This is a genomic window from Paractinoplanes maris (genome assembly GCF_023544465.1).
GTDB lineage: Bacteria > Actinomycetota > Actinomycetes > Mycobacteriales > Micromonosporaceae > Actinoplanes > Actinoplanes maris.
Map to the genome: position 1 here is coordinate 59,272 of NZ_JALPVL010000019.1, position 13,180 is coordinate 72,451.

At 71.6% G+C, this 13,180-nt stretch carries 12 protein-coding genes; 2 read left to right on the forward strand and 10 right to left on the reverse strand.

What is annotated here, in order from left to right:
- The first annotated feature begins 62 nt into the window (after positions 1-62).
- Positions 63-953, forward strand: a complete 891-nt coding sequence (locus tag NAG42_RS41985) for a LysR substrate-binding domain-containing protein (protein ID WP_250038117.1) — start codon at positions 63-65, stop codon at positions 951-953.
- A gap of 42 nt (positions 954-995) precedes the next feature.
- Here NAG42_RS41985 and NAG42_RS41990 read toward each other — a convergent pair whose 3' ends face one another.
- The 7 genes from NAG42_RS41990 to NAG42_RS42020 all read right to left on the reverse strand — a co-directional run bounded on the left by NAG42_RS41990 (position 996) and on the right by NAG42_RS42020 (position 7,928).
- Complete coding sequence (locus tag NAG42_RS41990; protein WP_250038118.1) at positions 996-1,892, reverse strand: DNA-3-methyladenine glycosylase family protein; 897 nt, start codon at positions 1,890-1,892, stop codon at positions 996-998.
- Positions 1,893-2,163: 271 nt separating this feature from the next.
- Positions 2,164-3,429 carry a Pecanex-like protein 1 gene (locus tag NAG42_RS41995; protein WP_250038119.1) on the reverse strand — a complete coding sequence of 422 codons (1,266 nt, stop codon included), beginning with the start codon at positions 3,427-3,429 and terminating at the stop codon, positions 2,164-2,166.
- A gap of 43 nt (positions 3,430-3,472) precedes the next feature.
- Complete coding sequence (locus NAG42_RS42000; RefSeq protein WP_308201256.1) at positions 3,473-4,219, reverse strand: DUF4142 domain-containing protein; 747 nt, start codon at positions 4,217-4,219, stop codon at positions 3,473-3,475.
- 85 nt (positions 4,220-4,304) lie between these two features.
- Positions 4,305-5,003, reverse strand: coding sequence for a COG4315 family predicted lipoprotein (locus tag NAG42_RS42005; RefSeq protein ID WP_250038197.1), 699 nt, complete (start codon positions 5,001-5,003; stop codon positions 4,305-4,307).
- A gap of 208 nt (positions 5,004-5,211) precedes the next feature.
- Positions 5,212-5,997, reverse strand: coding sequence for an anti-sigma factor family protein (locus NAG42_RS42010; protein WP_250038121.1), 786 nt, complete (start codon positions 5,995-5,997; stop codon positions 5,212-5,214).
- Positions 5,994-6,677, reverse strand: a complete 684-nt coding sequence (locus tag NAG42_RS42015) for a sigma-70 family RNA polymerase sigma factor (RefSeq protein WP_284046686.1) — start codon at positions 6,675-6,677, stop codon at positions 5,994-5,996. The genes NAG42_RS42010 and NAG42_RS42015 overlap by 4 nt, the downstream gene beginning before the upstream one ends.
- Before the next feature lie 444 nt (positions 6,678-7,121).
- A complete protein-coding gene (locus tag NAG42_RS42020) occupies positions 7,122-7,928 on the reverse strand; it encodes a class I SAM-dependent methyltransferase (RefSeq protein WP_250038122.1) in 807 nt (268 codons plus the stop codon).
- 52 nt (positions 7,929-7,980) lie between these two features.
- On the opposite strand from NAG42_RS42020, the gene NAG42_RS42025 reads away from it, so the two are divergent.
- A complete protein-coding gene (locus NAG42_RS42025; protein WP_250038123.1) occupies positions 7,981-8,571 on the forward strand; it encodes a TetR/AcrR family transcriptional regulator in 591 nt (196 codons plus the stop codon).
- Here NAG42_RS42025 and NAG42_RS42030 read toward each other — a convergent pair.
- From NAG42_RS42030 to NAG42_RS42040, 3 genes are read right to left on the reverse strand one after another with little or no spacing between them, the layout of a single operon-like run.
- Positions 8,564-9,544: a hypothetical protein gene (locus NAG42_RS42030; protein ID WP_250038124.1), complete on the reverse strand. Its 981-nt coding sequence runs from the start codon at positions 9,542-9,544 to the stop codon at positions 8,564-8,566. The two genes, NAG42_RS42025 and NAG42_RS42030, sit on opposite strands and share 8 nt — an antisense overlap.
- Positions 9,541-12,027 (reverse strand): AAA family ATPase, encoded by a 2,487-nt coding sequence (locus tag NAG42_RS42035; RefSeq protein ID WP_250038125.1) that lies wholly within the window; start codon positions 12,025-12,027, stop codon positions 9,541-9,543. Before NAG42_RS42035 ends, NAG42_RS42030 begins: the two co-directional genes overlap by 4 nt.
- Entirely contained in the window at positions 12,024-13,175 is a 1,152-nt protein-coding gene (locus tag NAG42_RS42040; RefSeq protein ID WP_250038126.1) for an exonuclease SbcCD subunit D, read from the reverse strand. Before NAG42_RS42040 ends, NAG42_RS42035 begins: the two co-directional genes overlap by 4 nt.
- Between the last annotated feature and the right edge of the window lie 5 nt (positions 13,176-13,180).

The window sequence follows — 13,180 nt, forward strand, 5'->3', positions numbered from 1 at the left end:
CCTGGTCCGCGCGGTTGCGGCGGTCCAACATCGACTGCCTGCCACCGCTACAGTCCTCAGCTGTGAGCCTGGAGCTACGCCATCTCCGCTACTTCGTCGCCGTGGCCGAGCAGTCGAGCTTCGGCCGGGCGGCGCAGCGGCTGCACGTCGCCCAGCAGTCCCTGTCGCAGCAGATCGCGGCTCTGGAACGGCTTCTCGGCGTCCGGCTCTTCGACCGCGACAGCCGGGGCACGAGGCTCACCGCGGCCGGGTCGGCCTTCCTGCCGTCCGCCCGCGAGATCCTGCACCGGGTCGAGGTCGCCGTTTCCGACGTACGCCGGGTGGCCGGCACCCTCGACCTGGCCTTCCTCGAGTCGACCGCCAACTACATGCTCCCGCCGGTGGTCCGCGCCGTGCGGGAGCGCTTCCCCGACGCCGCGCTGACCACCCACAACGTGTCGATCGCGGAGCTGGTGGCCGGGTTGCGCGACGGCCGGTACGACGCCGCGTTCACCCGTCCCCCGGGCGTGCCCGACCTGGCAACCCGGGTGCTGGTGACCGAGCCGGTCTGCGTGGCGATGCCGTCCGGGCACCCGCTGGCCGGCCGCGAGTCGGTGCGGCTGAGCGACCTGGCCGGCGAGAACTGGGTGCTCACCCCGCGCGACTCGTGGCCGCCCTGGCACGAGAAGTACGACCGCGACTTCGCCACCGCCGGATTCGAGCCCCGGGTGGTGCAGCGCGCCGCCGGCGTACCCAATCTGCTCGGTCTGGTCGCGGCCGGGATCGGCATCACCCGGCTGGCCCGGTCGGCCCGCAGCATCCGCGCCGGTGGGGTGGTCTTCGTGCCGCTGGAGGGCGAGCAGGCCGCGACTGTCGTGGCGTGGCGGCCCGGCCGCGAGAACCCGCTGCTCGCCGACCTGCTGGGCCTGACCGACGACCTGGCGCGGAATCTCGACCTGACCGCCTGGGGCTGAGGCCGGTCAGCTGCGGCCGCGGCGTGACCCCGGCCGCGTGTCTCAGAACCGGGCGAACGACCGGATCGGCATGCGGGGGCCGAATTTGGGGGCACCGAGGCCGCCGTGGGCCAGCAGGTCGCAGACCCGGCCGCGGTGGCCGCGGAACGGCTCCAGCAGCTCCAGCATCCGCTCGTCGGTGCCCCTGGCCTCGCCGGCCAGCGCCCACGCGACCGTGTTGGGGATGTGGAAGTCGCCCACGCTGACCGCGTCGGCATCGCCGTAGGCGACCCGGACGACCTCGGCCGCGGTCCACACACCGATGCCGGGTAGGGCCATCAGCCGCTTCGTGGCCTCGGCGGAGTGGGCGCACCCCTCGAGCCGGGCCGCGACCACCGCCGCCCGTTGCAGCGCCTGGGTGCGGCGCTGCTCCATCCCGTACGGATGGAAGACCCAATAGGGGGTGGCCGCGATCACGGCGGGGTCGGGGGGAAGCATCAGCTCGAGCGGTCCGGGAGCCGGCTCGCTGAGGTTCTGGCAGATCATCCGGTACGCCCGGTGGGCTTCCTTGCCGGTGACCTTCTGCTCCAGGACGGCGCGCAGCACGCTGCGGAAGACCAGGCCGGTCGACGGCATCCGGATGCCCTCGAAGGTGCGGGCCAGACGCTTGATCAACGCATGACCGGCCACCAGGTCGGCGAAGCCGGTGAGGTCGTCCCGCAGGCCCGCGATCGCGTCGGCCCGGTCGACGATCCACTGCTCACCCGCGCCGTAGCCGGTGGCGACCAGCTCCCGGCCACGTCGAGCCAGGTGCAGGGTGGCCGGGCCGTCGGGGGTGCGGGCCGCGAGCCAGAAGTCGTCACCGGTGAAGACGCCGCACGGGTCGTGGCGGGGAACCAGCAGCGAGCGGACCGAGGCGCCGAACTGGTAGCGCTCCGGGGCGGTCAACGTGCGGGTCACCGGCTCACTCTGCCACTTCGTCCGCCGATTGCCCACTGCCCGGAGCCGGAACAGGCCGATGGCCCTGACCGCGCTCCCGGTCAGGGCCATCGGAAGGGCTACCGGACACCCGAGTTGGTCCGGTTCGCCCGAGGAGCTGCCGCCCTGTCGTCCGTCAGGGGGAAGGACGACCACCCGGAGTCGATGGGGGGTCCCGTCCGGGACGGGGTCATGTCGGTGACCCTGTCCCGTCCGGGTTCGCCTCCGGGTTACGAGCGGCGATGCTCCTGGATCAGCGACGTCCGTTGCGAACAGAGATCTTGACCGAGTCGAAGGCCGGGATCTGGTTGGCCCGCACCATCATCGGGATGCGGTGGGAGCCGTCACCGGCCCACGAGGCGCACTGCGCGGTGCCGGCGTTCGGCAGACCCGGGACCTGGATGTTGATCGAGTCGGGGGTCGCGCCACCGCGGCTGTCCTCGGTCGCCACGAAGAACGCGGGAACCGGGTCGGCCGCCGGGGCCTCGTTGGTGTTGGGCAGGATGCGGCAGGCGGTGTGGAAGTGACCGCGGACCAGGCCGTTGGCCAGGACCGAGCTCTCCACGTAGTAGCCACCGGCGCCGGCCGCGAGGAAGCGGTCACGGATCAGGTTGCGGGTGCTGATGGTCAGCGTGAACGGCTGGTTGACGCCCACCGAGCGCGGGGCCCGGGTGATCAGCAGCGTCGGGTTGGCGTTGGCCTCGCCGACCTCACCGAACTCGGTCGAGACGCAGTGGCTGCCTTCCTGGAACCCGGTGTGCGGGGTCAGGTTGCTGGTGTCACAGCTGTTGGTCAGCACGCCCAGGCCGGCGCCGGGGGGCGGCGTGGTCTGCTCCTCGGACGGCTCGGGGTCGGGCTGGTTCTCGCCGCCGTTGCCCTGCTCACCATTGCCCTGCTCGCCGTTGCCCTGGCCCTGCTCGCCGTTGCCCTGGCCCTGCTCGCCATTGCCCTGCTCGCCGGTGCCGGCGGACGGGTCGGCGCCGTTGCCCTGCTCGCCGTTGCCCTGCTCGCCGTTGCCCTGCTCGCCGTTGCCCTGCTCGCCGTTGCCCTGGCCCTCTTCACCAGTGCCCTGGCCGTTGTCGCCCTGGCCCTCTTCGCCGGTGCCCGCGGACGGGTCGGCGGCCGGCGGCGTGGAAGCGGCCTCGGTCGGCGGGGTGGTCTCGTCGTCCTTGGTGTCGCCGACGTTGTTCATCACCCAGTTGCGGCAGCGCGTGCGCAGCGTCTGGGTCGACACCGTCTCGCCGGCGCCGTCGTCCGCGTGCTGAGTCACCTTGCCACCGTTGGTGGTGTAGGTGCCCTTGCGCGTCTCGGTGGACAGCTTGGCCCGCGCGGGAGCCTGGATGTCGTCGCACGCCGACAGCGCCTTGCGTTGAGTCCGGTCGGTGCTCGCGTTGGAGACCTGGGTGACGGTCACGATGCCGCCGAAGGCCACCAGCGTGGCAGCGACCGCGATGATGCGACGCTTGCCGGAGAACCAGTTGTTGCTCCTGGATACGCGCCGGTACTTGGACCTTCGCATGGGGGTGACACCTTTCTCTGACGCGACGGGACGCGGCTGGGGGCTACCGCGACCGGAAGATGCGCATGGACGTGATGACGCCGGCCACGAGCGCGGCGGCGAGAACGAGCAGGATCACGGTGGTGCTGACGCCCGGGATGCCGCCGTTGCTGCTGGCGGCCGCGAGCATCTGCCCGTCCACCGGAACCGGACCCTTGCCGGCGTTTGCGGGGGCGGGAGCTGTGGGAAGCTGCGCGTAGTCGACGATGTTGCTCGACTCCAGCAGCGTCATGTGCGTCATGACGAACTGGTTCGTCTCCTGGGCCAGCTTGCGCACCGAGTCGTTGCGCGTGGTGGCCCGGATGGTGGCGATGGCCGGGAAGATCTTGCCGTGAGCGGCGCGGAGACGGTCGATGAAGATCTGGTCGAAGGTCGTCGCGTTCGCGTCCCTCATCTCCTGCAGCCAGAACTGCTGATCGCTGTTCGGCTTGGCCGGCAGGTCGATGCCCAGCTTCTTGGCCGTCGAGCGGTCGAGGTTGTCGAGCGTGACGTGCTGCTCGGCGATCGACTTGCCGATCTTGACGATGCGCGGGTCGTTCGACTTCTCCTGGGCCATGTTGCCGGCCGGGATCTCCCAGAGACCGGCCAGCCGGACCTTGATGACGAAGTCCTTGTCCGCGTCACTGAGCGCGCCCACACCCTTGTTGGGCAGACCGTTCGACGACGGCACCGGCACCGGGGCACCGGGAGCCGCGTGAGCGGGGGCGACGGGCGCGACGAGGAAAGTCAGGAACGCCGCGGAAATGCCCACCAACCAACGCGTCGATCGGCGCGTAGAGGAAGCGGTAAGCATTTGTTCTCAACCTCCGGATGGGGCGATTACGGGGACTGCGGGATCAGTAGCTGTAGTCACTGCCGGTGCCGCCGGCGTCACCGGAATCGGCACCGGAATCGCCCGCGGAATCGTCGGCGGGCGGGGCGACCGGCTTGGACACCTTGGGCAGGCAGGTCAGGTTCTTGGCACCGTCGGGCTGAATCACGAACCAGGTGCCGTTGACGTTCTGGCCCTTCCAGTTACCGGGCTTCTTGTCACCGATGTAGGTGTAGAGCGGCCAGCCCTTGAGGGTCAGCTGCTTGCTGCCGTCGGCCCGGGTGACCGTGCCGACGAGCTTCGAGTCGACGCCCTTGAGGGTCGGCTTGCCGTCGTTGGTCAGCGAGGGCGGCCAGGTCTCGGCGCAGTCGCCGACGCAGTTCGACTTGGCCGGCTTGTTGCCGTCGTTGTCGAAGCGATAGAGGACGAAGCCCTCGTCGTTCGTCACGACCTTGCCCATCCGGGCCACCTTGGTGCCGGTCAGCTTGGTGGTCGCCTCTTCCTCGCTGAGCTCGGGAGCGGCGTCCGCGGCGGCCGGCGGCGCCGTGGCGTCGGGGTCGGCCTCGGGAGCGCTCGTGGCAGCCGGGTCGGCGGTCGCGCCGGCCGTGGCCGCCACGTTGTCCGAAGCGGGCTCAGCGGCGTCGCCGTAGTCGGCACCGCCGTATCCCGCCGGGGCGCAGCCGGTCACTGCGAACGCCGCGGCGATTGCGGCGCCGACGACCATCAACTTTCGCTTCTCCGGTAGCACGTGCCCTCCAGGGTCTTTCTTCGTCGAGCGTTTCCGGGCTGTAGTACGCGGGCCGGGTCGTGGCGGTTGAAGAAAGTCCCGATCAATTTCCGAGTTTTGGGCCACCCCTACGGGAGCTGCTTCTCTAAGGAAAAAGAAAGGATCCCGGCCGATCGGCCGGGATCCTTCTTGCGTACGGGAGCGGTTACGGAACGCGAACCAGCGTCTCGCCGGCGCCGTTCGCGGTGATCTCCTGGACCTGCACGTGGGCGATCTTGTCGCGCGGCGTGGCCGTGGTCGCCTGCAGCAGCAGCGGCTCACTGTTGGCGGCCGTGCCCCACCCCTTGTCGCCGACCTGCCACGAGACGAGTGGCTCGGTCGTACCGTCGGTGTGGACGGCGACCAGGCGGCACTCCTTGGGCCCGGAGATGTTGGAGATGGCGAACGAGATCTGGGTGCCGAACGTCTTCTTCTCGAACGCGACCGAGGCCGCGACACCGCTGCGCGGGTCGGTGCCGTCGAAGCGCTCACCGGTCAGGTCGGGACCACCGATGCCCGGGCCCCCGTCCGCCGTGTTGGGCAACGGGTCGAGCTGGCTGTCGTCGCGCTGGGCGACGTTGGTCGTCGCCGGGTCGCCCTGGTCGCCGAGCACCTGACCGCCGACGAAGAACGCGCCGATCGAGAGCATCGCGAAGACGACCACGGCGGCGGCCAGCGAGTAGAGCCGCCGGCTGTTGGCCCGGTGGCGCTCGCGAGAGGCCTCGCCGATCACCTTCTGCAGCATGAAGCCGTCGCGCCGGGTCTCCTCGGCCGCGATCACCCCGTTGGCGTCGACGTCGGCCAGCAGGTCGGCCACCTCGACGAAGGACTCGAGCTCGTAGGCACAGCGCGAGCACTCGATGAGGTGGTCCTCGAAGCGCGCGGCGTCCCGCTCGTCGAGCACGCCCAGGGCGTACGACGCGACGTCGAAGTGGTCCTCTTGGGTTGTCATTCGGTCACCCCCCGCTGCTGCAATGCGGTCCGCAACGCACGCAGAGCGTAATACACCCGTGACTTGGCGGTACCCAACGGAAGGTTGAGCTTCTCCGCCGCCTCCGGCACCGTGCGGCCCCGGAAGTACGTCTCGATCAGAATCTCGCGGTGCGACTGGCTGAGCTCGCGCAGCGCGTCGGAGACGGTCATCGACTGCAGGACGCGGTCGGTGTCGTCGGCCTGGCTGGGGAAGCTCTCCAGCTCGCGGTCGTAGGTCTCGGCCGGCCGCGCGCTGGCACTGCGGTGGTCGTCGATCGCGATGCGCCGCGCGACGGTCACCAGCCACGGGCGCAGCGACTGCTGCCCCTGAGCGCCGAGCCGGTGCGCGTTGCGCCAGGCCCGGAGCAGGGTCTCCTGCACGATGTCCTCGGCGCGCTGCCGGTCACCGCCGGTCAGGCGAAGCACGAACATCAGAAGTGGCCCGGCATGCTCCTCATAGAGCATCTTGACCAAAGTGTCCTCGTGAGTCGCGCCGCCCGGGGTCGCGGCCTCGTGCCGCGGCGCCTGCTTGGGAATCACCGAACCACCATCGCCCGCACTACGGCCTCCGTCGAGTGACTGCCACCGTCCACCGGAATGCTGCTGAGTCATCAGGCGCACCCCGCCTGGCGCCAGCCGGAGATCGGCCACCGCATGCATCGATACCTCCACCTGGAACTTTCCCCGTCGCCTGAGATACGGCTGGGGACAGCCCTCGGGATCAATGCGGGCGGGGAAATTTCCGGGAGCGGTCTCAAACGATCCTCCGGCGTCATGTTGGGGGGTCACGAGGCGCATCGGCCGAGCGATCTGAATTCATCGATCTGCACCGATATGACTGCCTGGGCAGCCGAATAATACTCAGCCCCACCGGCCCCATGAAATACGCAGTTGAGCAGGACTGACGCACTGGCAGTGCGGCATTACCGCTAAGTAGGCAAGCCGAAGCACAGCGTTCACGTCCCGGAATGTGGGAGCGCTCCCAATCGATCTGCGGCCCGCGTCTTGCCCGTTCGGGGGACGTCTGACGGCCAACCGGGTGTTTCGCGGGCCACCCGCCCTAAGAATCCCGATTCGGCGGATCTGCGTGATCTGGCGCGCGAGTCACTGCCTGGTCGCCACGGTGGCCAGCGTGGTGAACCGCATCGGGAAGCTGCCGCCGAGCCCGTCGACGGCCACGCCCATGGCGGCGACCAGGGCGGACAGCTCCTCGGCGGGCAGTGTGGTGAACAGACCCTGGGTGGGCAGCTGGTCGAGCCACTCGGCCCGGGTGCAGACCTGCTCCCACTCGAAGGCCCAGCGGTCGAAGCCGGCGAACGCCCCGGTCGCCCGCAGGCCCTCCTCGGCCCGGTCGAGGAAGGCGGCATAACCCTGCGCCGCCGAGACCGAGCCGCGATAGGCCTGGGTCATCGGGCTGTCCGGCATCAGCCGCTCGAAGACGTCGCCGAAGGCCCGGGCCGCCGGCGGCGAGGGCTGTCCCGCGTTCCAGAAGAGCGCCAGCCGACCGCCGGGCCGCACCACTGACGCCGCCTTGGCCGCGCCGGCCACCGGATCGACCCAGTGCCAGGTCTGCCCGGCCACCACCACGTCGAACGACCGGCCGGCCGGCTCCCACTCCTCGAAGGTCGCCACCTCGACGTCGAAGCCGTCCGCCCGGGCGAAGGCCGCCATCCGCGGGTCGGGCTCGACCCCCAGCACGTGGCAGCCTGCCACCCGCAGCTGGCGGGCGACGATGCCGGTGCCGATGCCGACATCGAGAACGGCGGGGTGACCGGGCGCGAAGCGGGCGATGCGCCCGATCAGCTCATCGGGATAGCGGGGGCGGGCACGGTCGTACCGGGCGGCGTCGACGCCGAACGACTCGGCCACCCGCCGATGCCGGAAGGCGTCCGAGGAAGCTGAAGTGGGCATGCGCCCACTTTAATGGGCAAGCGCCCACCTGTCGATGTGCGAGGCTGACGGGGTGCCGACCGGAGTGGCGCTGCGCGACGTACGCCAGCAACTGTTCGACGCCGCCGAGCGGGTCCTCCTGCGCGCCGGCCCCACCGCGCTGACCAGCCGCGCCGTGACCGCCGAGGCCGGCTGCGCCAAGGGCGTCCTGCACCGGCACTTCGCGGACTTCGACGACTTCCTGGCCGAGCTCGTGCGCCGGCGCATCGCCGCCCTCGAGGCCTGGGGCGCGACCATGCGGGAGACCGCCGGCTCGGGCCCGGTCGACGAGAACATCGCCGACGCCCTGGCCGGTGTCTTCGATCCCGTCGGCCTCGGCCTGATCAGCCTGATCATCGCGCGCGACGACGTGCGGGCCCGGCTGAGCCGGGACGGCCGCCCACCCGGGCTTCCCCTGCTGGCCGAGGCGACCGCCGTGCTCGCCGCCTACCTGACCGCCGAGCAGGCCGAGCACCGGGTGCCGGCCGGCGCCGACGTCCCGACCCTGGCGCTCACCCTGGTCGGCACGGCGCACCTGGTCTTCGCGGACCGCGAGCGCACGCCGCCCGGCCCGGCGGCCACCCGGGCACTGGTGGCGTCGCTCCTGAGGACGGCCGCTAGTTGAGGCGAGCCCGGGCGGTGGCCTGGGTCAGCGCCCGGTGCAGCACCCGCGAATCCCCCAGCAGTCCGCGCAACCGACGCTCGAGCCCGGCGATCGGCACCAGGTTCTGCGGGGCGCGCGGGTCCTTGTAGGCCGACGAGGCGAACCGCGGGAGCGTGGCCCCGGAGACCTCGGCCAGCTCGATCGCCTCGCCGGGGGTCAGGTCGGGTGAGCACTCGACCCGCACGATGCCCGACCAGGGCGCCCCGGACGCGCCGGGCAGGCGCAGATACCACGACCAGCCACCCCACACCGTGCCCAGGTGGAAGACCGGCGTGCGCTGGCTGGGCCGCAACGACGTCACCACCGCGGTCAGCGCGGCCGGGAGGTACTGCTTCTGCTGCGTCTTGACATACCCGATCGTGCGCGGCAGCTGCCGCCGGTTACGCAGCGGCCCGTCCACCACCAGCAGGTCGCGGCCGTCCGAACTGGCGTCGCGGGCGGTGGCCGAGATGTCGATCTCGAGCGCGGTCAGCGGGCCCTGCACCGCGGCCGGCAGCTTGCTCGCCTCGCCCGTGCCGTGAATGCGGTGCACCTCGTAGCGCACCGACCCGGCCTGCACATCGGCCGCTGTCGGGCTCGCGGTGAACAACCCCCGGCCGACCCGCGCGCCGACCAGCTCGGCCACGCCCCGGGCCAGGTCGCACCGGACCACCCCGGCCGCGTACGAGGCGGCGAGCCCCGCATAGGACGTGCCATCCTCCTCGGCCGTCCACAGTCCCGCGTCGTTGCGCCGGACGCCGTCGACCAGGAAGACCACGTCGGGGCAGCGCACCGACGAGGACACGTCGATCGGGGCCCACTCGGCCGCGGGCACCTCGACGTCGGTGTCGACCTGGGCGCTGCTGGGCGAGGCCGGTCCGTCCCCGCCGTCGCCCCCACCCTCGAACGACGAGCCGTACGACGGGTCCCACGCGTCCACGAACATGTTTGTCAAAGGCCCACCCTCGTCACGTGCGCGGTCCGCGCGTCCTTGTGCACCTCGAAGCGCACCGGCACCCGCTCGGCCAGTGCGTTGACATGGGTCACCACGCCGACCATCCGGTCACCGCGGGCGGCCAGATTCTCGAGCGTGGCCGCGACCACGTCGAGGGTGGCCGCGTCGAGTGTGCCGAAGCCCTCGTCGAGCACGATCGACTCCAGGCTGGCGGCCGTGGTCGACATGCCGGCCAGCTGCTCGGAGAGGGCGAGCGCCAAGGCCAGCGAGGCCTGGAACGTCTCGCCGCCGGAGAGCGTGCGCACGCCGCGCCGCAGCCCGGCGTCGTGATGGTCGATCACGGAGAACTCGCCCTTGTCGTGGATCAGGTCGTACTGCCCGCCGGTCAGCTCACGCAGGATCCGGGACGCCCCGTCGACGAGCAGGTCGAGCGCCTCCTCGAGCAGCCACCGCTCGAAGTTGTTGGCCCGCAGGTGCCCGGCCAGGGCCTTGGCCACCCGCATCTCGCGTTGCAGCGACATCCGCTGCTCAGTCAGCTCGTGAGCCTGTTGGCGCCGGTCGACCAGCCGCCGCAGGGCCGCCTCGGAGCGTTCGGCGGTGACGGCGGCCGCGCGGATCAGAGCGTCCTCCTCGGAGGCGGGCGTGGCCACCCCGGCCGCGGTGAAGAGCGTCCCGATCTCGTGCAGGGCCGCGACGGTCACCCGGTGGGCCGCGGCCACCGACTGCTCGGCCTCGTCGCGGGCGGTGGCGCGTTCGACGGCCAGCCCGGCGGCCCACGAGACCAGCAGGGCCCACGCGCCGGCCAGGTCTTCGCGGTCGGCGGGCGGCGGCGAGAAGCGCGCGACCTGATCGCGGACGGTGTCGAACTCGCGCCAGGCGGAGCGCTGGCGCTCCTCGGCGGCGATCACCGCGGCCTGCGCCTGCCGGTTGGCCGACCGGGCCGTGCGCACGGCCGCGCCCGCCCGGTCGAGCAGCTTCTGCAGCCTCTCGATCTCGCCCAGCTGCCGGCGCAGCGCGTCGGCACCGGGCGCCTCGGCCACGGCCAGCCGCGCCTCGGCCAGCCGCGACAGGTGGTGCTCGTGCTGCGCGCGCTTGCGTTCCAGGTTGCTCTCGAGCTTGCGGGCGATCGCGTCCTTCTGCTGCCAGGCCTTCTCGGCGATCTCGGCGGCAGCCCGGGCGGCCTTGCCGGTGGTCTCGGCCGCCCGCACGGCGGACTCCTCGGGCACCGGCGGCACCGTGGTCACGGTCTGCTCGCACACCGGGCAGTGGTCGCCGGCGGCCAGGTGGGCGCGCAGGGCGGCGGCCCGGTCGATGCGCTGCGCCTCGGTGTAGTCGAGCCGCGCCTGCTCGAGCAGCTGGATCGCGCCGAGGTGGGCGCTGTGGGCGATCTCGGCCGAGGCCGCGGCGTCCTTGTGTTCCACCTCGGCCACGGACACCTCGCCCGCGAACCACTCGGCCTGCCCGATCAGCTTCTCCAGCTCGGCCTGCCGGTCGAGCATCAGATTGAGCGACCCGGCGTCGCCGGCCGCGGCGAGCTCACCCCGGATCTTTTCCTCCTTCTCCTCCGCGGCGCGCACTTCATCGGCGGTCTCGGCGGCGGTCGCTCTCGCCGCGGCGGTCACGCCGGCCGTTTCCACGCTTCCCGCGGGCGTACGGACGGAGGAGAGCAGCCGCACCTCGGCGTTCAGCGCATCGCGGGCGGAGGCGGCCTCGGCCTCGGCGGCGCGCTTGGCCCGCAGCCCGGGGACGGCCTGCTCGACGGCGGCGGTCAGCTCGCGCATGCGGGCGACGTGCTGCTCGGCCCCCTCGACCGCCTCGTCGGTGGCGTCGGCCAGCCCGGCCAGGCTCTGGTCGACCACGGCCAGCTTGCCCTCGGCGGTCTGGGACCGGCCGGTGGCCCGGGTCTGCACCTCTTCGTAGACGTGCAGGCCGAGCAGGTTGACCAGGATCTGCTGCCGGGTGGCCGGCTTGGCGTGCAGGAAATCGGCGAACTGGCCCTGCGGCAGCACGACACAGCTGGTGAACTGCTCGAACGGCAGGCCGACGGCGTCGAGCACCGCCCCGTCCATCTCGGCTGGGGTGCCGGCCAGCACCTCGCCCAGGTCGTCGAGATCCATGCCGGTGTCGAGCTTGGACACGTCGAACCCGGTCGGCATGAGCTGAAGCCCGGCGCCCGCGGTCTTGACGTTGCCGCGGCCGTCGCGCCGCACGACGCGGGTGGCCACATAGCGGTCGCCGGCCGACTCGAAGACCAGCCGCACCCGGGCCTCGGTGGCCGAGGGAGCCAGCGCGTTGCCGATGCCGCGGGTGCCACCCCAGCGCGGGACGGTGCCGTAGAGCGCGAACGTGATCGCATCGAGAACCGTCGACTTGCCCGAGCCGGTCGGCCCGACCAGCGCGAAGTAGTCGGCATCGGTGAAGTCGACGGTGGTCTCGTCCCGGAAGACCGTGAACCCGGCCATGTCCAACCTGATAGGTCTCATGAGCTGGAACTCACCTCGTCGTACAACTCGTCGAAGAGCTCGCGGACGCCGTCCTCGGCGTTCTCGCGACTGTCCAGGTAGTCACCGAAGAGCTCGCGTGGTGACCGACCGGCTCGCTGTGCCATCCGCTCCCCTGCCCGCTGCGGCATCATCTCGGGGTCGATGCGCACCTCGAGGGCGTTGGGCAGCAACTCCTGCACGTCCTCGCGGAGGCCGACCCGTGGCTTCTCGCGCACCAGGACACGCAGCCAGGCATCCGGAAGGTTCACCGTCGCGAGCTGTTCGAGGGTGCCGCGCACCGTGCGCAGCGCGATCGCCGAGCTGATCGGCACGTCGCGCACCCGGGCCGCCTTGTCGGTGGCGACGTCGACGATCGCCACCGAGGACACGTTCTCCTCCTCGCCGAAGTCGACCGCGAGCGGGCTGCCGCTGTATCGGGTCGGGCAGGGGGCGATCACCTGCTGGGCGCGGTGGAGGTGGCCGAGCGCCACGTAGTGGGCGTTGCGCGGGAAGACCGTGGCCGGCACCGCGTACCCCATGATCGTGTGGGCCTCGCGCTCACCGCCGCCGGCCGAGGCCCCGACGATGGTCAGGTGGGCGGTCAGCAGATTGACCACGCCGGGCTGGTCGAACTGGTCGCTGAGCCGCTCGATCAGCCGGGCGATGTGGTCGGCGTACGTCTGATTGGCCTCGGCCGCGGTCAGCTCGTACATCTCGGCGGCCCGGATCGCGTACCGCTGGGAGAGGAACGGCAGCGTCACCAGCTGCCATTTCTCGCCGCCGGCGGTCTCGCCTTTGATCAGCAGCTCGTCGGCGTTGTCGCGGACCGAGCCGCGCAACACGATGCCGGCCGCCTCGGCCCACGGGCGCAGGGCATCGAGGGCGGGCCCGTTGTCGTGGTTGCCGCCGATGGCGACCACCGTCGCGCCCGTCTTCTGCAGCGCGGACAGCGCACGGGTGACCACCCGCGTCGCGTCGGCCGTGGGGGCCGCGGTGTCGTAGAGGTCACCGGCGATGATCACCAGGTCGGGCTGCTCGGCCCGGGCGATCTCGACCACCTGGGCCAGCACGCGAATGTGTTCCTCATGCCGGCCGCGGCCCTTGAGAACCTTGCCGACGTGCCAGTCGGACGTGTGCAGGATGCGCATGGGGA